Source organism: Paenibacillus sinensis, from assembly GCF_019904155.1.
Taxonomy (GTDB): Bacteria; Bacillota; Bacilli; order Paenibacillales; family Paenibacillaceae; genus Paenibacillus_AQ; species Paenibacillus_AQ sinensis.
Map to the genome: position 1 here is coordinate 16,107 of NZ_JAHCMB010000070.1, position 20,191 is coordinate 36,297.

Annotated in this window: 19 protein-coding genes and 1 riboswitch; of the genes, 2 read left to right on the top strand and 17 right to left on the bottom strand. The window is 54.4% G+C overall.

From position 1 onward, the window contains the following. Nucleotides 1-8 precede the first annotated feature (8 nt). From anfD to KIH86_RS09230, 9 genes are all read right to left on the bottom strand, one after another. Nucleotides 9-1,574 carry a nitrogenase iron-iron protein, alpha chain gene (anfD, locus tag KIH86_RS09190; RefSeq protein WP_223084131.1) on the bottom strand — a complete coding sequence of 522 codons (1,566 nt, stop codon included), beginning with the start codon at nt 1,572-1,574 and terminating at the stop codon, nt 9-11. Nucleotides 1,575-1,603: 29 nt separating this feature from the next. Continuing rightward, nucleotides 1,604-2,431, bottom strand: coding sequence for a nitrogenase iron protein (gene nifH / locus KIH86_RS09195; protein ID WP_223084132.1), 828 nt, complete (start codon nt 2,429-2,431; stop codon nt 1,604-1,606). 524 nt (nt 2,432-2,955) lie between these two features. Beyond that, nucleotides 2,956-3,336 carry a NifB/NifX family molybdenum-iron cluster-binding protein gene (locus KIH86_RS09200; protein WP_223084133.1) on the bottom strand — a complete coding sequence of 127 codons (381 nt, stop codon included), beginning with the start codon at nt 3,334-3,336 and terminating at the stop codon, nt 2,956-2,958. Further along, nucleotides 3,333-4,652 carry a nitrogenase iron-molybdenum cofactor biosynthesis protein NifN gene (gene nifN, locus KIH86_RS09205; RefSeq protein WP_223084134.1) on the bottom strand — a complete coding sequence of 440 codons (1,320 nt, stop codon included), beginning with the start codon at nt 4,650-4,652 and terminating at the stop codon, nt 3,333-3,335. Before nifN ends, KIH86_RS09200 begins: the two co-directional genes overlap by 4 nt. Before the next feature lie 4 nt (nt 4,653-4,656). After that, complete coding sequence (locus KIH86_RS09210; RefSeq protein WP_223084135.1) at nt 4,657-6,009, bottom strand: nitrogenase component 1; 1,353 nt, start codon at nt 6,007-6,009, stop codon at nt 4,657-4,659. A gap of 57 nt (nt 6,010-6,066) precedes the next feature. Next, entirely contained in the window at nt 6,067-7,392 is a 1,326-nt protein-coding gene (nifB, locus tag KIH86_RS09215) for a nitrogenase cofactor biosynthesis protein NifB (protein ID WP_223084136.1), read from the bottom strand. Nucleotides 7,393-7,738: 346 nt separating this feature from the next. Next, nucleotides 7,739-7,972 carry a ferredoxin gene (locus KIH86_RS09220; protein WP_223084137.1) on the bottom strand — a complete coding sequence of 78 codons (234 nt, stop codon included), beginning with the start codon at nt 7,970-7,972 and terminating at the stop codon, nt 7,739-7,741. 246 nt (nt 7,973-8,218) lie between these two features. Continuing rightward, nucleotides 8,219-9,445, bottom strand: coding sequence for a mannitol-1-phosphate 5-dehydrogenase (locus KIH86_RS09225; RefSeq protein ID WP_223084138.1), 1,227 nt, complete (start codon nt 9,443-9,445; stop codon nt 8,219-8,221). A 61-nt stretch (nt 9,446-9,506) separates the two neighbouring features. After that, nucleotides 9,507-10,187, bottom strand: coding sequence for an HAD family hydrolase (locus KIH86_RS09230; protein ID WP_223084139.1), 681 nt, complete (start codon nt 10,185-10,187; stop codon nt 9,507-9,509). Between the two features lie 442 nt (nt 10,188-10,629). Further along, nucleotides 10,630-10,774, top strand: a riboswitch (cyclic di-AMP (ydaO/yuaA leader). Between the two features lie 156 nt (nt 10,775-10,930). Between KIH86_RS09230 and KIH86_RS09235 the strand changes: the two genes are divergently transcribed. After that, on the top strand, nt 10,931-11,092 hold the full coding sequence (locus KIH86_RS09235; RefSeq protein WP_223110408.1) for a hypothetical protein: 162 nt from the start codon (nt 10,931-10,933) through the stop codon (nt 11,090-11,092). Nucleotides 11,093-11,235: 143 nt separating this feature from the next. On the opposite strand, the gene mnhG is transcribed toward KIH86_RS09235, so the two are convergent. The 8 genes from mnhG to KIH86_RS09275 form a co-directional block, all read right to left on the bottom strand. Continuing rightward, on the bottom strand, nt 11,236-11,622 hold the full coding sequence (gene mnhG, locus KIH86_RS09240) for a monovalent cation/H(+) antiporter subunit G (RefSeq protein WP_223084193.1): 387 nt from the start codon (nt 11,620-11,622) through the stop codon (nt 11,236-11,238). Further along, entirely contained in the window at nt 11,606-11,899 is a 294-nt protein-coding gene (locus tag KIH86_RS09245) for a Na(+)/H(+) antiporter subunit F1 (RefSeq protein WP_223084141.1), read from the bottom strand. Before KIH86_RS09245 ends, mnhG begins: the two co-directional genes overlap by 17 nt. Then, nucleotides 11,896-12,375, bottom strand: a complete 480-nt coding sequence (locus KIH86_RS09250; RefSeq protein ID WP_223084142.1) for a Na+/H+ antiporter subunit E — start codon at nt 12,373-12,375, stop codon at nt 11,896-11,898. Before KIH86_RS09250 ends, KIH86_RS09245 begins: the two co-directional genes overlap by 4 nt. 6 nt (nt 12,376-12,381) lie before the next feature. Next, the gene (locus KIH86_RS09255) at nt 12,382-13,857 is read right to left on the bottom strand and encodes a Na+/H+ antiporter subunit D (RefSeq protein WP_223084143.1); all 1,476 of its coding nucleotides are present in this window, start codon (nt 13,855-13,857) and stop codon (nt 12,382-12,384) included. Then, on the bottom strand, nt 13,854-14,219 hold the full coding sequence (locus tag KIH86_RS09260) for a Na(+)/H(+) antiporter subunit C (RefSeq protein ID WP_223084144.1): 366 nt from the start codon (nt 14,217-14,219) through the stop codon (nt 13,854-13,856). The genes KIH86_RS09255 and KIH86_RS09260 overlap by 4 nt, the downstream gene beginning before the upstream one ends. Then, nucleotides 14,219-17,095 (bottom strand): Na+/H+ antiporter subunit A, encoded by a 2,877-nt coding sequence (locus KIH86_RS09265; protein WP_223084145.1) that lies wholly within the window; start codon nt 17,093-17,095, stop codon nt 14,219-14,221. The genes KIH86_RS09260 and KIH86_RS09265 overlap by 1 nt, the downstream gene beginning before the upstream one ends. A gap of 203 nt (nt 17,096-17,298) precedes the next feature. Next, nucleotides 17,299-18,402: a Gfo/Idh/MocA family protein gene (locus tag KIH86_RS09270; RefSeq protein WP_223084146.1), complete on the bottom strand. Its 1,104-nt coding sequence runs from the start codon at nt 18,400-18,402 to the stop codon at nt 17,299-17,301. A gap of 20 nt (nt 18,403-18,422) precedes the next feature. Next, a complete protein-coding gene (locus tag KIH86_RS09275; protein WP_223084147.1) occupies nt 18,423-19,082 on the bottom strand; it encodes a ThuA domain-containing protein in 660 nt (219 codons plus the stop codon). Nucleotides 19,083-19,273: 191 nt separating this feature from the next. On the opposite strand from KIH86_RS09275, the gene KIH86_RS09280 reads away from it, so the two are divergent. Beyond that, the gene (locus tag KIH86_RS09280) at nt 19,274-20,113 is read left to right on the top strand and encodes an AraC family transcriptional regulator (RefSeq protein WP_223084148.1); all 840 of its coding nucleotides are present in this window, start codon (nt 19,274-19,276) and stop codon (nt 20,111-20,113) included. Nucleotides 20,114-20,191: the final 78 nt, after the last annotated feature.

The window sequence follows — 20,191 nt, forward strand, 5'->3', positions numbered from 1 at the left end:
CCCTCCCCTTACACGCCGGCAGCAGACTTCTGCTGCTCCAGGTACGGATATGTCTTGTTCCGCAGCTTGGATACCGAATCGAATCCGCCTGTATACTCTCTCAACGTCTCGGAGTTGCGGATTTCATCGCTGAGACCTGCGTCGGAGACCATTTTTTGAGTGGCGAAGCCGTTGCCGGTCGGAATTTCATCCTTGCTGATATCAAGGCCCGACAGTTGATGGATCGGAGAATAAATGGCATTGTAGATATCGCGGGCAAACCGCACCCAGCCTTCATATCCCTTGTAAGGACCGTTATGATACGCATGTGCATTGAGGTAAGGAACGCGAACCTTCTTGGCAACTTCGCCCGGACGCTTGCCAGTGAAGATGACATCAGGTTTCAGCTTTTCCATAGCTTCCAGACCTTCCAATTCGTTCGGATCATCGATCGCGAGCGCACCCTCTTCGCAGCGGGCAATACCTTTCTCCATGTCGCCCTGATGGCCGAATTTCGTGTACACCGAGACAACTTCCACACCCATTTCCTCATGGATGACGTTCGCCCAGTGCCACAGCTTGGAGCCGCCCGGCCACAGGCATACTTTCTTGCCTTTCAGCCGTTCCTTGTACCAGTCGAGCTCCGGCTTCCATCTTGCCGTCTCCTCGTCGATAATGGCCTGCGCACGGTCTTCAATACCGAAGAAGATACCGATCTTTCGCAGGGAAGCGGACAGAGGCTCGAATCCGAATCCGTCGATGTCAAGACGCGGAATGCCATATTTGACGCGCAGTTCATTACAGATATATTCAGCCGAACGCGCACATTCCAGAACGTTGAGGTGGGCTCTGTGCATCGACCGGAGATCATCGTAAGAGCCATTGCCTGTAAAGGTGGACAGGACCTGAATGCCCATACGTTTAAAATAGTCCTGCATAACTTCCTGGTCGCCCTGGATATTGTACTCGCCGACATAGTTGATCACATAATCGCTGGTAATTTCCGGTTCCACCGTACCAACCTTGTTATTAACCCATGCAATATTGATCTTGTGGTGACCGCCCGATTGGCTCGGTCCCGCGAAGCCGGGGGAGTTACAGACGAAGATGTCCACTTCAGGCATTTCATCCATGACTTCCTGCGCAACTGCGCCAATATCGTCCCCGATCAGCGCTGTGGCGCAGGTCTGGTAGATGGTCATACGCTTGATATCCGGGAATGCCTTGAACGCTTCAATAATGTTCTTCTTAAGCAATCCTTCCGCACCGAATACGATATGTTTCTCCTTTACATCCGTTGCAAAGGTGTTCTTCAGCTGGAAATTGTCATTGTCACTGATATAGCGCTTCGTCTGCCAAGTGTCATACGTGCACCCGACCGGCCCGTGGCTCATGTGAATGACGTCCTTCATCGGCGTGCCGATCACGTGCTTGGCTCCGCAATAGGCGCAGCCGCGTTCCGAGATCGTGCCGGGAATCGTGTTGAGATACCCCAGCGGAAGGGCATCGGTCAGGCCTTCGCCCGGACCCTTGAGCACGGCGTGCTTCTCTCTTTCGGGAATGCAGGTGCTGCAGTCAAAAAGATGATGCGGCATAATCTCTCCTCCTTGTTATTGGTTTAGCCTTAGTCGACGATACCGTATTTGGAAACCATTGCTTCCAGCTCATCCATCGAAAGCGGCTTAGGAATGACGAACATTTCGTTCTCGATGATTTTGCGGGCCAGCTCGCCGTATTCATGAGCTTGTTCATGCTCTGCATCGAACTCTACGACTGTCTTCTTGTTGAATTCAGCCTTCTGTACGATGTTGTTACGAGGCATAAAGTGGATCATCTGAGTGCCGATGGCGGCCGTGAATTCTTCCAGGAATTCTCTTTCCTTATCCACGTTACGGCTGTTACAGATAATGCCGCCGAGGCGAACACCGCTTTGCTTGGCGTATTTCACAAGACCTTTACAGATGTTGTTGGCTGCGTAGATAGCCATCATTTCGCCCGAAGCTACGATGTATACTTCCTGAGCCTTGCCGTCGCGGATCGGCATTGCGAACCCGCCGCATACAACGTCACCCAGAACATCGAAGAAGACAAAGTCGAGGTCGTCCGTGTAAGCCCCGTTAGCTTCCATCAGGTCGATCGCGGTGATAACGCCGCGTCCAGCGCAGCCTACGCCTGGTTCCGGTCCGCCGGATTCAACGCATTGGATATCCAGGTAGCCCGACTTGACAACCTTCTCGGTCGTAATGTTCTCGGCGCCGTCGTCGCGAAGCATATCCATCAGCGTCTTCTGGTTCATCCCGCCGAGAATCATGCGAGTGGAGTCAGCTTTCGGATCACAACCGTGGATGAATACTTTTTTGTTGTGATAATAAGCCATAGCCGCCGCCGTATTTTGCTGAGTCGTGGATTTGCCGATACCGCCTTTTCCGTAAATCGCGATTTTTCTAGTCATTTGAAATAACTCCTCTCAAATTTTAAATTCGAATTCAGGTACTGCGGTTTCTCTCCCTAGTCTCCGTCTGTCACCGAAAGCTCTCCCAGCCCTCCGTTCATCTGTCAGGTTTTGTAACTCGTCTTGTTATTTGGTTGATGTCTTACGCTTATGTTAGCCCCTGGAGGCCATATTCGACAATAAAAACAAGCGAAATCGCCACTCTCAAAACAGGATATTCAAAATAGATGTAAAGTTAGTTAACATAAACTTGTGCCATTTTGATTTTCGACACTTTCATAACGCTTTCATGAATAAACGCATAATAAGCCGCACCTTTCATTTCACCTTACAGAGATAAACACCTAATGGCATCGCGCCCCTTGATGCTACGCGCTTGCCGAGAAATAGAAGGCCAGGATAAGCGTACAATAGATTCATTGTTGAATTTGCAGCAAAAACCCCGGACAGCATCCACGGACTCCCCGCAGAGGGAGCCGGATGATATCCGGGGCTCATTCATGCCCAAACAACAGGCTGCTTGCTCATTTGCTTTTGTCCGCCCTTCGAATGGCCTGAAGCAGCCATAATGGAACATCGCTTTTCAGCAGATCGAGCAGCCGGTCAAGCTGAGGGATAATTTCGGCGTCATTCTCCGTCTTGAGCGTCATGATTCCTTCCTGACGAAGCCGTTTCTCCGCATCTCCACCGATGCTGCAGACGAACAGCAGTGTACAGTCGGCGATAATCCGGACCCTGCTCTCCATCCGGCAGTCATGCTCCGCTTCATCCGTCCGCTCGGCGACTGAACGCGATTCCAGCCACCGGTAACGGCCCCCTTTCAATTCAAAAATCGAAAAAGCCGTGCAGAGCCCGAAATGTCCGTCGATATGCCTGCCATCAACCGAAGCGAAGGCAACCCTCATTCGCCACTCCTCCTCTCTGCCTGAAGCAGCGCATTTCCGGCCCTGGCCAGCAGATCCGTCGTTCCACCGTATCCAATGCTCACCACAAGCGGAGTTCCCAGCCTGCCAAGTACAGGGAATCCCATAGGCAGAAAAGCTATCCCCTTGCGCACCGCTGCCTGCTCGCCGTAAGAGCTGCCGATCCATAAATCCGCGCCGGATGACGCCAGACCTTCCATATCCTCCAGATCGCCGATGCAGCATTCTCCGCGGACATCCGCAAGTACGGGAGATGTGCAAGGGGAGACAGCCTTGAACGACCTGATGCCGACTTCCCCGAACCATTCCGACAGACTCAGCAGATGATCCGGCTCCAGCGCCGCGATGATCTCCTTGCCCCGAAACACGCTCTGGGCATCCAGCATGCTGTCGAGCAGGATTTGCCGCTGCCACCGGTGCTTGACCTGAACCTCGGTCCGGCTGAGCCGGCGCAGAAAGTCAAAGAATTCGTCACAGGCCGAAAGCCCGGTCAGACCCTGAAACACATGACAGGGGATATTCGCGGCCGCCTCGATCTTGCGCCCCGCCCGCTCCATACAGCCGCCCACCACAATCGTGCAGCTTGAAGTGAGCATTTTGTCCAGATAATCAAGCGGCATGCCTCCCCTTGACAAGCCGGTGCTTCCGACGAGCAGATGACCGCAGAGGGATGACGATAGATCGGGCAGACACAGAACTTCTAGTCCGAACGAGGAAATGATCTCTTTCAGTTCCATTACATCGCCGGGTGTAAGATGCGGGCCAGGCAGCAGGTTCACGCGGTTCCTGCGTTTCTTGCGGGCGGCGCCGCCGCTTTTTCGGATAACGGCCTCCACTACAGCCTCTGTCATGCGGGCATAGCCAGTCTCCAGCGATCCTTCATAATCCGGAAGCTGGAGCGACAGCACTAGCGCCTCCGCGTCACTGCCGCCGCCGCTTAAAAATTGTCTGACATCGCTCTCCAGGTCCTCACCCACCATCTCGGTAAGCGAAGTGCCGATAAGCGCGATCAGATCGGGTTTGAACTGCTTCAGCGCAAGCTCAAGCGCCTCCTGGGAGCTTTGGGTTCCGCCGAAGATCAGATTGGAATCATGGATTGCCACATTCTGGAGCGCAACCGGCTCGCGGAAATGCTGTGAAATGAGCTGGCCGACAGCATCCATACAGCCGTGGGCGCCGTACACAATCGGCAAGGAACGAAAAAATCCCTGCAGTGCCAGTACGCCTCCGATGGCTTGACTGACACGGAAAGGATTAACAGACAATGGCTTAACATCAGATTCTCTGGATAGGGTCATCGCTTCATCTCTCCCAAGGCGCACTCTTGCTGCTGAGCTTCCATACCGGCTGCTCCAGAGTGTCCAGGATATCGCAGGCAAGCCGGCGCACGCCGGCATAACCGGCGTACGAATGGTGCCGGCCCCGCGCAAGGCTCAGGAACGGAATTCTCTCCTTGAGCGGCACATACTCATTTCTTCCGCTCACCAGCATCAGATCTCCGCGGCGCTCTCTGAAGGTCTGAAGAATCTTCCCATCCCCGCACTCATTCAGGATGACAGTGCCGCCTTCAAGTCTCTCCCGGATTCGGGACATATCCTCCTGGGTGTTGCGGTTGGTGCCGACAGCCGCAATTTTCAACCCCAATTCCTGCAGAAGCGTCAGGTATCTCCAGCTCTCTGTCCCGTCGGTGTACAGCACCACCGATTTACCCTTCAGCGCCCTGCGGATATCGGCCAGCTCGGAACGAAGCCGCTCCTCCTCCTTGCGAATGTACCGGTAGAGCTTCTTCTCCAGCTCCGCATCGCCGAAATGGAAGGCAAGCTGGCGGAACGTGAAGCGGATTTCACGCTCGCCGTAGAAGGAGCCCTCGAAATAAGGAATGTCGTATTGGTCTTTCATCCGTCTGGCGAGCGTAATCATAGCCCGGCTGCATACGACCATATTGACCTTTGCCAGATGAGCGCGGCTTACCCTTGCATAGACATTCTCGCCGGTAATCTGCGACAGCACCCGAATACCGGCTTTGGCAAGCAGCGCCTCCATATCCGCCCCTTCCTCTCCGCCTTCGTATTCGCCGATCAGATTGATATCATAAGTAGCCGGATGACCCGGCTCTTCATCCCCCTGTCCGATGACTCTGTCCATCAGCGCTTCGCCCGCCAGCCTCCGGCCCATATTGCCGCTGCTTCCGCTGAAGCCCGGACTGTGAACCGGGATGACGGGGATGCTCAAGGCGGCTTCCGCTTCGCGGCAGACGGCATCGAGATCTTCCATCGAGAGCACTGTAATACAGGTTGCATATACAAAGATGGCGGGAGGCTTGTAATTCTCGGCGATATAGCCGATTGCCTTCAGCAGTTTCCCTTCCCCGCCAAGCGCCATATCCCTGTCATTCAAATGCGTGGAGAAGCCGTATCCCGATAAACCGCCGTGATGGCCGCGGCCGGCGGGCTCCAGCCATCCGCTCTCCAGACAGCTGGAAGTTCCATGCACTAGATGAGCTGCGTCCTTGATTGGAAGCAGCGCGGCAAGTGAACCGGCAACGGGACAGCCCCGCGAGACTTCACCCGGTCCCGGACGGACGCAGCCCTTCTTCGCCTGACCGTTATGTTCGCAATCCGGCTCTACGAACAACGTGTTCTTCCCTCTAGGCATTAAGCATCCCCCTTTCACCAGGCCATTCAATTGTCTTCAATCCGTCTACGCGTTCTCTTAATGACATCCTTCCGCAAAATAATGATAGAACCGGACATTCTTCCGTAATTGACTGTCGATATCCCCCTTGCAGACGATCGGCATGATACCGAAATGCTTCAGCTTGCTGGCCGGAGCCTTTCCGATTCCGGAACAGAGCAGCATGACGCAGTCCTTGAGCATATTCACTGTCTCCGCAAATATTCGTACTCCGCTGTTCTCGTCTTCTTCGCCGCAATTCGCCAACCCGTTGCAGTAGGCCTGCACCTTGCGCACGCCTACGAGACGATAATCGCCAGACTCCCGGGCCTCATAGACGAGGAACTCGCGGGCATGTCCGAAATGCTGATTAATCTCACCAGACCCCCTGGTTGCGACGGCTACCCTAACGGCTCCATCCCAGCTGCCTTCGGCCGGCTCCACACTCTTGTTCATCCGGGCGACCAGCATCTCCTGATGCGCAGCTCTGCCGGCCTTGTCGAACAGAACGGCGTCCTGCATCCGGTCCGGTTCCTGGCTCAGGTCGTCGCCCAGCATGCCGACCGCGTCCGCCCGGCACTGGCGGCAGTGGCGCATAACCGGCATAATCTCCGACGATATACGCTGCACTGCGGCCGATTCTTCGCCGGTTGGCACCCGGTAGTCCTGCCGGGCATAAAAACTGCCGGGCGAGAGGATCAGCGGCATAATGTTATGGCTGAAGGCGCCGAGCTCTTTCACCGTCCGGGTAACCTCGGCCAGATGCTCCCCATTCACCTCGGGGATATGCACGGAGTTCACCTTGCAGAGGACACCGGCCTTGGCAAGCATCTCAATGCCCTGCAACTGCCGATTGATAAGCAGACGGGCAGCTTCCTCCCCGCTGTACAGTACTCCGTCATAGAAGACTTTCTCATAGACACGCGCTCCAATTGCGGGATCTACCGCATTCATGGTGACGGTGACGTGACGAATGCCCAGCTCGGCGATTTGCCCGACATAATCGGGCAGCATCAATCCGTTCGTGCTGAGGCAGAGATGAAGATTGGGGTCAAGCTCCGACACCAGGCGGAAGGTGCGGAATACCGCATCGGCGTTGGCCAGTGGATCACCAGGGCCCGCAATCCCGATAACGGACAACTGGGGCAATCTGGACATCGTCCGGGCAACTTGCTCCGCAGCCTCCTCCGGAGATAGCACCTGGCTGACAACACCCGGCCGGCTTTCATTGACACAGTCAAACTTCGGGTTGCAGTAGTTGCAGCGGATATTGCATTTGGGCGCCACTGCTGCATGCATGCGCGCAAAATGATGGTGCGCCTGCTCGCTGTAACAGGGATGTTTCAATACAGCCGAATCCGACATGACGGTTCCTCCTCCCGATAAGTCACATTAGTTAACATTAAACATAACTAATTATAACTCATTAGATAATAAATTGCTGATTTTCATCAGAATAATGCTGTTTTCATGGGAGGGTCAATGAGGAAAAAGACATCACAGCAGCATTTTGGATAATCCGTCGAAAATGATGTCATGAAATCTGACTTATACTTAACACAATCAAAGGTGGCCGAGCGAATAAAAGGCTTTCAGTTTTACTGTAAAAAAAATCCTTCAAAGCCGCCGTTTCTCTCTGGAACCGAACGACCCTGAAGGATCGGGTATTGCTGGTTAATTTATGATAATGCCGTGCAGCAACAAATAAAAATCAGGCAAAAGGAGCGGCAGCCGTCTTGATGCAGCTGGTCGGGCAGCTATCGATAGCTTCGTTAAGCTCCTCCAGCAGATCGCTGGCAATGAGGGTTACGCCTTTGTTGCCGTCGCCTTCAAAGATTACTTCCGCCAGACCATCATCGTCAAAATCGAATATTTCCGGAGCCGCCGAACCGCAGCTTCCACACGCGATACAAGAATCTTTCTTCACTTTTACATATTTGCTCATGATTTCCACTCCTCTTTTTCGTCCAAAGTTAGTCCTATTATAAAAAGGGGAGTCGGCGATGAATGTGACATAAGCTATAGCCGCATCAATACAGAGCGTATTTTTCACAAAATATTTTCAAATTTTCAGGAATTGAATCCAACAAACAAACATGCGACGTTACCTTAACTGCCATATACTGAACAGACTTTGAACGTGATTTACTTTTCCAGGTTTTCCCTTTATCTCGCTGTTTTCAATTGATGTCTATTCAGTTGATGTCGAGTCAAGAACATTTGGCGACAACGATGTGCAAGCGTTTCCCGCCAGATGGGAATCGTTCATAGCAAGGCTTTCGAAGGCGGCGGCGATCATGCCGTGAAGCGGATGATTGGGTGATATACCGAGTTTGTCTTCGATGACGGCATGAATGCCCGTCGTGCGCAGCGATTCCTGAAGGGACAAAGCCTCCGGGTCGCCGGGATGGTCGAAGACCAGGGCCGATGCGATAGCCACGATCAGATTGGGAGTATCCAGCCCGTACTCATAAGCCAGCAGAGCGGGCTTTACCAGACGGTCATTGGGCGATAGCTTACGAAGCGGGGAACGGGCAACACGTGTGATTTTATCGGAAAAATTGGGGTTGGCGAATCTGGACATCGTCTTGTTGATATAGCGCTCATGGACGGCGGGATCGAACCCGTGCTTTCGAATGAGCACCGCTCCCGTCTCCCTCAGGACTCCATGAACACGCTGCCGGACTCCGGGGTCCGACATGGCTTTCTGCACCGTCGGCCAGCCCTCCAAATAGCCAAAATAGGCGGCGCAGCAGTGTCCCGTATTCATGGTAAACAGCTTTCGTTCAAGATAGGGGTCAAGGGATTCGACGTAGCGGGCTCCTTTCAGCTCAAGGCTGCCGCCGATCAGGCCGCTGCGGGGAATGACCCACTCGCTGTAAGGCTCAACCAGAACTTCCAGCGGGTCTTTGTTCTTCTGGACAGGAACGATCCGGTCCACCATAACATTCGGAAAAGCGACACAGCGCTCCGCCAGTTCTCTGAGCGGCTTGTTCATATGGCGGTAGACCGATCTTTTGAGCTGCTGGCCGCTGCCGATGCCATTCTCGCAGGCCATTACATGCAGAGGCTTGACCTTCATCCCCTGCCTGCTCAGCCGCAGCTCGATGCCGCGGGCGATAGTCTCCGCGATGTCCTTAAGAGCAGTGATGCCCACCGCCGTTGTGACAAGCTCCGCACCGGCGATGGCTTCCGCCACCTTTTCCGTATCGGCGAGCCGGATGGCGGTCACATTATCCACCGTGAAGCTGTCCCGGTTATCATTGGCGAGCGTAACGGGGTATTGTCCCCGCTCCCTGAGCTGGGCAACCTGTCTCTCATTCCTGGCGACAAAGCATACTTCATACCCGGAGTCCGACAGGATCGGCCCGATCAGGCCTCTGCCGATATTGCCGGCTCCAAAATGTACGGCTCTCAATATGGTGTCCCCCTTTGATTATAGGCTGGTTCCGCGGAGGTTGTGGCCCAACGCGGTCTGATTATACCTGCAGTCCCGGTTCCTGGAAGCACCGGCGGGTGATCACATGTTCAAAATCGAGCAGGTCCAGACTTTCAATTTTGTGATGCGGGGTGTCAAACGTAAGGAAGCTCGTGATCTCGTTCGGAGTAACGACACATTTCATTCCCGCAGCCGCAGCCGCACGCGCTCCGTTAGGGGAATCTTCAATCGCGACCGCCTCATCAGGCGATACGCCGAGGCAGGACAGAGCCTGGAGATAGAGCTCCGGGTCGGGCTTCACCTGCTTGACATGATCCGAAGTCCGGATGCAGTCGAAATACCCGCGGATGCCAAGCTGATTTAAATAAGTCTCCACCCATTCGGCAGAGGAACTCGACGCAAGACCAATCTTGAGTCCGGTCTTCCTGCATGCGTCCAGATAACGCTGTATACCAGGCCGCATGCTCTGAAGCTCCATCAGCTCGCGATGTCTAGCCCGAACGGAAACCCGGAATGCCTCCTTGTCGATCGGAAGGTTGAGTTCTGTCATCAAATATTCATAGGGATTGAAGCTGTTCAGGCTCGTTCCGATACAGGTCGAGTACTGCTCAAGCGTCAGCTCTACGCCATGCTCGCGGTAAGCTTCGTTAAAAGCCGTATACCATGCTGTCTCGGTATCGATAATCGTTCCGTCGAAGTCAAATATGAGTGCTTTGATCAATTCGGTCATCTCCTCGTATTTGGTTTGCTGAACGCCATGTTCTGTAAAAAACCTTAACAAACTCATTTTGAAAGAGTCAAGAGCGGCGGCTGGCGCAGAGCTTGATGATAGCGATTCCAATAGACTCCCCTGATATTCCCTTTTCTCTCTTGGGAAAGCGTCATCAATAACTGCAGTCTGAATATACAAATTGTCCGCAAAACCTTGCCAGCCCTGCATTTTGTAAAAATCCGCCCAAAAACGATCATCCAAGGTCAACGCTCTCTCCCCATCCCGGGCTTCTGCACATTTTAAATTTTTTTTATTTCCTGGGCTCATGCCTGTTTGAAACCCCTTACAATTAGTTTAAAATTTAATTAACGGGCCGCAAAAGAGCGCTGGATGGAGCAAAGCCCGAATTTATGCAAGATAAGCTTTGACTTTTAGAAAGAGATTGGATTATACTTGAACTACGCTTAATTTTCAGATACTTCAATCTGAGAAGCGGGGGAACCAATCAATTGGGGCGAATCACTCCTTTTGGAGTGTAGGGTACCATCTTACCCGAGTCCGTCAGCTAACCCCGTCAGCAGTGGATGGGTCTATTTTCATGCGGTTAATAAACCAGAGACCCTTGTTAAGGGTCTTTTTTTGTTCCCCCACTCTGACGTACTGATGGCATTGATATGGCTTCCTCACAATCCCAAACGATGAGCGAAGGAGTGATGGAGATGCTGCAAGCACAAGCATATTGCCAGAATGACATGAATCAAGCAGTCCTGAACGGACTCAACAATGAAGAGCGGTCCAGGAAAGACATCCCTGCTTACCGGATCTTCGACGAGGATCTCGCCCTGACTGGATGGGATGATCAGGATGACCTGCTTCGAAAGCTGGTCAACCCGGACGAGGGAGAAATTCTGTAACGATGTAGCCGAACTAACCACTAACCTGCCACATAGTCCCGAAGGAGAATCGTCTTGCTTCCCCTTCGGGATTTTTTACAATCCCCAACCGCCCCTGCGTCAATCCCAGGAGATTTCGATTACAGTTTCTGTTTCAAATCCGTTTACCTTGAGTCCTTCACCCCGCTGGCCGTTTTCTCTTGTTCCGTCTGAGCAAGCACAGGCTTCAATTCATCGTGCATACTGTTCTTCCACAGCGGAACCCCGGACCGGTAGGCTGCTCGGCCATTGAGATGCCCGGCAACGGGAGAGGTAATAAAGACAAACACAATGACAAGCAGCAGCTTGAAGCTTGCTGTTCCGGATGAGATCCAGTCAAGGATAAAGACGCCCGTCAGCACGCCTGCCACACCAAGCGTCGCACTCATGGTCGCCGCATGGGACCGCAGATAGACATCCGGCAGACGCACCAGTCCGAATGCGCTGATTCCGCAGATAACGGCTCCGATAAGCACCATAACCGCTGCCAGCAGCTCAGCCAAGTTCTTCATCGTCTCCAGATTCAATCACAACACCCCTTTCGATATATCTCGCCAAAGCTGCCGTTCCGATAAATGTCAAAATGCCGATGACAAGCGCGATCCCGATAAAATCCTTCATGCCAAGCAGGATGCCCAGAATAGCAATCATGGTCAGCAGCAGGATACCGATCGTATCCAGCGCGGCGATCCGGTCGGAAGGCGTCGGTCCCTTCAGCAGCCGGTACAGACAAGCCAGGATGGAGAGTGCAAGCACCCCCATCGATATGTTCAGCAAAATATCCTTCATACCGCCGTCACCTCCGCAATCGCTTGTTCGAACGTGCTTCGGATTTCCTCGCACAGCGAACCGGCATCCTGAATGTCCATGGCGTGGATGTACAGCATTCGCTTGTCTCCCGACACTTCGAGCGTCAGCGTACCCGGCGTCAGGCAGATCAGGCAGGACAAAATCGTAATTTCCCAATCCGTATGAAGCCTGGTCTCATAAGCGAAGATTCCCGGCGATATGTCCAGCTTCGGACGCAGAATGTTCCGGATCACCGCAATACCCGATTTGACCAGCTCTCTCGTAAAAATACCAAGCAGCTTCACGACCGCCCACACCCGTCTGAGATAGAAGGGCTGATGCCCGAATTTTCGAAAAAGAAAGATCAGGGCCGCCCCAATCACATACCCGACAGCCAAGCCCGCTCCCGTCCAGTTATCATTCAGGAGCATCCACAATACAGCAATCATTAGATTTAGACCGATCTGATAGGCCATGTTCATCTACTCCTTCAGTACGGCTTCTATATAAGCCTGGGGATGGGCCATTACCGTTCCGGCTTCCGCTACATATTCATACACACGCTCCGAACCGAGGCCCATCGCGACAACAATTACTAGCAGGCCCGCCGCAGCGGCAGTTGCTCCCTTCGCCCGAACCTTCGGATATTCTCTTGCAGGCTCGTTTCTCCAGAAGGCCAGCATAAAGATTTTGATCAGCGAATACAGAACAAGAAAGCTTGAAGCCAGACCGATTAGTGATAGTATCAGCATCCCTCGGTCCAGCGCTCCTCTAATAATCAGAACCTTGCCTGCGAAGCCGCTGAGCGGAGGAATGCCCGCAATCGCAAGTGCGAGTACAAAGAACATCCAGCCGATCAGGGGATAACGGCGGAGCATCCCCCCCATATCCTCCAGCTTCTCGCTCCCGCCCAGCATAATAATAATCCCGCCCAGCATGTACATCAGCCCCTTGGACAGCATATCATGCATCAGATAGAACAACGCCCCGTCAAGCGAATCGGAAGTCGCCGCCGCAAGCCCCAGAGCGACAAAGCCCACGCTGATAATGACATTGTAGTTCAGGATGCGGGGAATATCGGTGTAAGCCGCCGCCCCAATGCCCCCGAGAATCATGGCTGCCGCGCCCATCCCGGCAATCCACGGAGTCGTGAATCCGGGATCGTAAGCGAAGATCAGCGTGAATGTCCGGAGAATGGCATACAGCCCCACCTTGGTCAGCAGCGCCCCGAACAATGCCCTTACGGCCAGCGGCGGTGCGCTGTACGATTCCGGTAGCCAGAAGAACAGGAACAGCCCCGCCTTCAGCGAAAATACGATCAGAAACAGCAGGGCAATCACATTCAGCACGCCTCCCTGCCCTGCCTCGGCAATGCGCTGCGAGAGCTGCGCCATATTGAGAGTGCCGACTGCGGCGTACAGATAGGCGACCGCAGCTACGAACAGCGTCGAAGACACAATGTTGATCAAGAGGTATTTCACCGTCTCCCGAAGCTGTGCTCTGGTTCCGCCAAGGGAAATCAAGGCATAGGACGAAATCAGCAGCACCTCGAAGAAGACGAACAGATTGAAGATATCGCCGGTCAGAAAGGAACCGTTCACTCCGACCAGCAGAAAATGAAAGAACACATAATAATAGTTCCGCTCCCGCTCGGGACCGATGGTATAGAACGAATACAGCAGGACGGCGGCTCCCGTAATCGCCGTCGTCAGTACGAGCAGCCCGGCCAGCATATCGCCGGCGAACACGATGCCATAAGGCGGGGCCCAGCCTCCCATGTGCAGCGTTTGAATGCCATGCCGGTGAATCCGGCCGATCAGAATTAGTGCAGCGGCAATGCTCAGGATAGAAGCCAGCGCGGCAACCAGTCTCTGCATCCTCAGCTTCTCCTTCAGGAAGATCAGCAGAACGGCGGCGCAGAGCGGAATCAGGACCGGCATGATAAGCAGGTTGCTCATGGGCTCTCCCCTCCTTCTCTCTCTCCATTTCCGTCTCCTTCTATTGCTCCGCCTCCGTCATCCTCCGGGACTGTCTGATGGGCCCGGTAGGCCAGAACCAGGAAAAAAGCAGTGACACCAAAGCTGATGACGATTGAGGTCAGGATCAGCGCCTGCGGCACCGGATCGGTGTAGGCATCCGCTTCTCCGCCGAGAAGCGGGGGAGCGCCCCGCTTCAGTCCTGCCATCGTCAGCAGGAGCAGATGCACGCCATGCGTTAACAGGGAGGTGCCCAGGATGACGCGCAGCAGGCTTTTGGACAGGATGAGATAGACGCCGAGCATGAACAGAATGCCGACAGCCACGGCCATGACCAGTTCCATTATCGATCCCTCCCTATCGTTGTGATCATATTCATCGTCACCCCGACGACCGCCAAATACACGCCAAGGTCGAACAGAACGGCGGTTGCCAGTTCGGTATCACCCAGCACCGGCAGTTCGAAATGGCCGAAGGCATGGCTCAGGAACGGCGCTCCAAAGGCAAACGAGCCGGCGGAGGTTAGAATAGCAATCACAAGTCCGGCCGCCGTCAGAACGCGGTAATTCACGGGCAGCGCCTTGCGGAGTGTATCCAGACCGCTGACAAATCCCAGCAGGATCAGTGCGGCCGAAGTCATCAGTCCCGCAATAAAGCCTCCCCCGGGATGGTTATGTCCCGCGAAGAACAGATACAAGGCAAATGCCAGAATCAGATAGACAATGACGCTGCTCATCGTGCGCAGAATGACATCATTGCTGCTTGCCGGAAAGCCCGCTTGCGGTGAGAACGCAGGCCGTTGGATTGTAGATTTGGCGTCTCCGGGCTCAAGCCGCAGGCGAATCAGACCGTAGACGGCAAGCGATGCGATGCCCAGCACCATGATCTCGAACAGGGTATCGAAGCCGCGGAAGTCGACGAGGATGACGTTGACGACATTTTTGCCTCCGGCCTGGGAATAGCTTTCCTTCAGAAAAAACTCTGAAATCGGCTCGAACGGGCTGCTTCCCATGGCAGCGAGCGCGATGAACGTCACAATCAGTCCGACCCCACCCGAAATGATCCAGTTGATCCGCTTCGCTCTCGGCTTGACCCTCTCGGGCTTCAGCTTCGGCAAATGCCGGAAACACAGCAGGAACAGGATGACGGACACCGTCTCGACCATCATCTGCGTCAAGGCAAGATCGGGAGCCCGGAATAGCACGAACAGCAGCGTGACCATATAACCGACAGCTCCGGAGAGCAGAATGGCGGCAATCCGGGATTTGGCAAAAGGCACAGCGATTGCGGCCCCCAGCATAACGGCGATGATGACATACTCGTAAAAAGACACCGGCGCATACGTCTTCAGCCCAAGCGACAGGCCCGGCTTCAGCAGAAGCGCCCCCCCGAGCGCCAGTATGAAAAATCCAAATATATATAGAAGGTAATGCCGCCGGGAACCGGTCATATAGAGATCGGTCAGACGCGCCGAGCCGGACTCCAGTCCCTTAAGAGCGATATCGTATAGTCGGCTCAGATAATTCCGCCCGCCGGACTCCTTATTCAGCAGCGGCAGACGGCGGTAAACCCGGAACACCAGAATTCCGGCAGCGATGATTCCAAGAGTCAGGAACACTTCCGGCGTCCAGCCATGCCAGAAATGGATGGAGACATCGAAGGCTTCCCCGGACGGAACCAGGTTATTGCCAAGCCCCTGGTAAATAGACAGCATGGCAGGCTCAATCAGCGAATGCGACAGCAGATTGGGCGATAGTCCGAAGACGAGCGCAAGCGAGACCAGGATGACGGGAGGCAGATAGAGACCGGGCGAAGCTTCATGCGGAATTTTGCCCAGCTTCTCTCTCTGCAATTTCCCGCCGAATGTCCCGAACAAGAGGATCAGGCTGTACACGAAGGTCAGAACGCTGGCGATCCATGCGATTACAGGAAATTCCAGCAACCCGAACTGGACGTTCAGAATGTCCAGCTCCCGGATATGCAGGACAGCAGCAAGGAACATCTCCTTGCTCAGGAATCCGGCGAACGGCGGCAAGCCTGCCATCGAGAACGAGCCGATAACCGATATAGTGAACGTAACGGGCATCAGGGACATCAGGCCGCCCAGCTTGCGTATATCGCGGGTGCCGGTCTCATGGTCGACAATGCCGACCACCATGAAGAGCGATCCTTTGAAGACCGCATGGTTGATCAGATGGAAGACGGCAGCCGAAGCAGCGGCGGTGTAAGCAATCGCCTCTTCTCCACCCCGGAAGAAGAAGGCGGCGGAGCCCAGGCCGAGCAGACACATGATGAGTCCAAGCTGGCTGATTGTCGAGTATGCCAGAAGGGCTTTCAGGTCGGTCTGCCGGATCGCTTGGAACGAGCCGTAGAGAAGCGTCACGAGGCCCGTCAGGGACACGAGCCAGAACCACTGCGCATGCCCGCCGAAGACGGGGGTAAGCCGTGCCACCAGATAGAGGCCCGCCTTGACCATCGTCGCCGAGTGCAAATACGCGCTGACCGGGGTCGGCGCCTCCATCGCATCCGGCAGCCAGATGTGGAACGGGAACTGCGCCGACTTCGTGAAGGCTCCCAGCAGAATGAGCAGCATCGCCGGGATGAACATTGGTTCCGGACTGATCGTCTGCACCTGTAAGGTAATCTCCCGGATGCTGTAAGTCCCGCTCATGACATACAGCAGATTGAAGCCACCGAACATGGCGAGTCCGCCGAAGACGGTGATCAGCATGGATTTCAGCGCCCCGTAGCGGGATCTCTCTCTACGGTTCCAGAAAGCGATCAGCAGAAATGAGGCAATGCTGGTCAGCTCCCAGAATCCGTAGAGCACCATCAAATTGTCGGACAGGACAACGCCCAGCATCGCCCCCATGAACAACAGCAGATAGACATAGAAATGCCGGATGTTCTCCAGCCCTCTGTCCAGATAATGAATGGAGTAAATAATGACGAGTATTCCGATACCGCTGATCAGCAGTGCGAACACCAGACTGAGACCATCGAGCACGAAGCTCAGGTCGATTCCGAGCGACGGCATCCAGTGGACGATCGCCGACAACGGCTCTCCTTCCCGGTTACCGGGAAGCCTGACCGCAAAGTACAGAAACAGCGCCGCCGGAACGGGCAGTGCCGCCCAGCCTGTGTGCAGACGCGGCAGACGCCGGGTCAGCGGAATCAAAGCGGCGGCTAAAAAAGGCAGCAGTACAGCCAAATGCAGCACGGACCCGAACTCCTTTCTAATAGTGGTTTATTAGTCCATCACAGAATACTTTCCTATTATTTCCATTAAACAAGACAAAAAGAGCCCGCTGGTGGCAGGCTCCTCCTCATAAATCCCATATACAATTCTAGGTCATTATACCGATTGGGTTGCGGATTGTAAAGGTCAAAGCATCTTCAACACTTTTTCACTTCCTAGATAGCCTACTTCACTTCTCCGCGAAGCAGTCCCGGCGCAAGCGGCGCCGGACGCTCGCAGCCTGTAGTGAGAGAGATATACTGGCCTGAATCCGAGCTTACGTGAAAAGCGTGCATGATTTCCAGCACATGGTTGGCCAGTTCTCCATTCGCTCTCGGCGTGCCTCCGGTTTCAATGCAGCGGGCCATGTCGGCGACGCCGATGCCGCGGCTGTTCTCATCATAGGAATGAATGAGCGGAATCTCCATAAATTCGGAAGCCCCCGCCGGCCGCAGCAGCACTGGGCCGCCGAATGTATTCGGGTCCGGAACAAGCAGCGTTCCTCTTGAGCCATATATCTCGATCCGGGGCAGCTGGCTGCTCCAGACGTCGAAGCTCGTAATGATCGAGGCAACGGCTCCGCCGGCGAACTGCACCGTTCCGGCGACATGCGTGGGAACCTCAACGTCGATGATGCTGCCGTACTTCGGAGCGCTCGTAATCGTCCGCTGCGGGAACGAGGTCTTGGTCATTCCGCAAACGGTTTCAGCCGGACCCAGGAGAGATACGAGTGCGGTTAAATAGTAAGGGCCCATATCGAACATCGGGCCGCCGCCCTTCTGATAATAGAATTCCGGATTCGGATGCCAGCTCTCGTGCCCGTGGCATACCATGAACGCCGTCGCCGCTACCGGATCGCCGATAAATCCGTCGTCGATCAGCTTCCGGCACAGCTGCAGCCCGGCACCGAGAAAGGCATCCGGCGCGCAGCCGATCATCAGGTTCTTCTCCCTGGCCAGAGCGACCAGCTCCGTGCCATGCTCCAGGGACAGAGACAGCGGCTTCTCCACATACACATGCTTGCCGGACAGCAGAGCTTCGCGGCAAATCTCGAAATGCCCGGCCGGGGTGGTCAGATTCAGCACAATCTCAATATTCGGGTCGGCAAGAAGCTCCTCCGTCGTCAGGACATGGGGAATGCCATAGGTCTCGGCGGCTCCCCGCGCCTTGTCCTCATCCCGGTCGGCGCAAGCATACACTTCCGTGTTCAGGAAATTCTTCGTCAAATTCTCCAGATAAATACCGCTGATATTTCCGACGCCGATAATGCCAATCTTCGCTTTTCTCACACCTGTCTCCCCCGCTCTCGTTATTTGGCAGCCCACAGAAAGCCTCTTCGCATCAGCTCGGCAGCTTCGGGAATATCAAAGACCGAGACGACATGTCCGAGCGAGTTATAGAAGACCCGGCCTTCTCCCCAGCGCTTTGTGTACACGACCGGCATGGTGATGATGCCGTTGGCGGAATGCGGTCCTTCGCTCCGTGGAAAGGTTGTTGTCGCCAGCACGGTAACGGCCGGATCGACATGTAAATAATACTGCTCCGACTTTACAATGAAATCGGACATGCCTTCCACGATGGAACTCGATGCGGAAGAAACGATGTTCACCTCGTATTCCACTCCGTCGTTAAATGGATGCGCCACCCATTGCGATCCGGTCATAAATTGCCATTCCACACTGTTGCGGAAGGCGTCGCACATCCCGCCGTGACAGCCGGCAAGCCCTACCCCTGACTCTACTGCCTTAAGTACCGGCTGCAGTTGTTCACCGCTGATTTCCCCCATCGTCCAGATGGGAACAATCAGGTTCAGACCGAGCAGCTTCTCCTCGTCCCTGAAGCTGTCCAACGTGTCCGACACCTCGACCTCAAAGCCTTCTTCACGCAATATGCCGGCAAAGACCTCTGATACCTGTACAGGCTCATGTCCATCCCAGCCCCCTTGAACAATTAGCGCCTTTTTAGCCATACCTACTCTCTCCTTTAGCTATTGAGGCAGGATGCCCCGTTATCTGACTCAAGAAAATTGTAAGTCAAAGCGCTTTCCGAATCTCGCCATTTCCGTTGATATCCTGGTCAATTTTTGCTACATTTTGAGTAAATGATAGATTTGCAGGCGACAGTGGCATTGTAGACAAGAGGAGAGTTGAGGGAGGAAGTATGAAGGCATTTCATGAGAACCGGATGTATGGGGCGTCACTTCCGATTCAGGTCGAGCCGATCCGGAATATCAGCTTCCTGGCACATTGGCATAACGATATCGAGCTGATGTGCGTTCGGGAAGGCGTGATCCGCATGGGCGTCAATTCCGAGACGCGTATTCTTCGGAAGGGAGACATTGCCGTCTGCGGCAGCGGAGATATCCACTTCTACGACAGCAGGGAGCACCATTCCGAAATTCTGCTGCTGATCTTCCCCCCGCAGCTGATCGGGAGCCCAGGCGGATGGCCGCGCGAGGTGCGCCTGGCCTCCCCTTTTATTCTCCGGTCCGATGACCGGAACGGGGAGCCTGGTGAGGGGTTAACCGAAATGCTGGGAGATTTGATGGAGGAGATCAGGCAGGAGGCGGATTTGAAGAAGCCCCGATACGAGATGCTCGTCACCGGCCTTCTGTACGAGTTGTCCGGTCTTGTGCTGAGGCATGCCGATTGCATTCCGGCGGATCAGCAGCGAGACAAACGCCGGATCGTCGGCATGAAGATCATGCAGGAGGTCTTCGACTGGCTGGAATCCGGCTTTCAACATCCCGTTACCCTTGAGGACGCGGCGAAGCAGGCGAACCTGAGTGTTTTTCACTTCTCCCGCTATTTCAAGAGCATCGCCGGGATGAGCTTCCTTACTTACTTGAACCATTTGCGGGCTCGCAAGGCCGAAGAGCTGATTTTGTCTACCGATATGACCATGCTTGAAATCGCTCTGGAATGCGGCTTTACCAATGTGCGTACCTTCAACCGGGTATTCCGTCAGGTCATGAATCGAACGCCATCGAGTCTGAGATGATACCTTGCGTCCGACATGCCGGAACGCACAGAGGGCAGTGCCTGAATCGGCACTGCCCGCTCCTTATCATTGTATAAG

Bases quoted from the DNA above. Each gene is read 5' to 3' on its own strand.
- anfD (WP_223084131.1), bottom strand. From the start codon at position 1,574: ATGCCGCATCATCTTTTTGACTGCAGCACCTGCATTCCCGAAAGAGAG.
- nifH (WP_223084132.1), bottom strand. From the start codon at position 2,431: ATGACTAGAAAAATCGCGATTTACGGAAAAGGCGGTATCGGCAAATCC.
- KIH86_RS09200 (WP_223084133.1), bottom strand. From the start codon at position 3,336: ATGAGGGTTGCCTTCGCTTCGGTTGATGGCAGGCATATCGACGGACAT.
- nifN (WP_223084134.1), bottom strand. From the start codon at position 4,652: ATGACCCTATCCAGAGAATCTGATGTTAAGCCATTGTCTGTTAATCCT.
- KIH86_RS09210 (WP_223084135.1), bottom strand. From the start codon at position 6,009: ATGCCTAGAGGGAAGAACACGTTGTTCGTAGAGCCGGATTGCGAACAT.
- nifB (WP_223084136.1), bottom strand. From the start codon at position 7,392: ATGTCGGATTCGGCTGTATTGAAACATCCCTGTTACAGCGAGCAGGCG.
- KIH86_RS09220 (WP_223084137.1), bottom strand. From the start codon at position 7,972: ATGAGCAAATATGTAAAAGTGAAGAAAGATTCTTGTATCGCGTGTGGA.
- KIH86_RS09235 (WP_223110408.1), top strand. From the start codon at position 10,931: ATGAATCAAGCAGTCCTGAACGGACTCAACAATGAAGAGCGGTCCAGG.
- mnhG (WP_223084193.1), bottom strand. From the start codon at position 11,622: ATGAAGAACTTGGCTGAGCTGCTGGCAGCGGTTATGGTGCTTATCGGA.
- KIH86_RS09245 (WP_223084141.1), bottom strand. From the start codon at position 11,899: ATGAAGGATATTTTGCTGAACATATCGATGGGGGTGCTTGCACTCTCC.
- KIH86_RS09250 (WP_223084142.1), bottom strand. From the start codon at position 12,375: ATGGCCTATCAGATCGGTCTAAATCTAATGATTGCTGTATTGTGGATG.
- KIH86_RS09255 (WP_223084143.1), bottom strand. From the start codon at position 13,857: ATGAGCAACCTGCTTATCATGCCGGTCCTGATTCCGCTCTGCGCCGCC.
- KIH86_RS09260 (WP_223084144.1), bottom strand. From the start codon at position 14,219: ATGGAACTGGTCATGGCCGTGGCTGTCGGCATTCTGTTCATGCTCGGC.
- KIH86_RS09275 (WP_223084147.1), bottom strand. From the start codon at position 19,082: ATGGCTAAAAAGGCGCTAATTGTTCAAGGGGGCTGGGATGGACATGAG.
- KIH86_RS09280 (WP_223084148.1), top strand. From the start codon at position 19,274: ATGAAGGCATTTCATGAGAACCGGATGTATGGGGCGTCACTTCCGATT.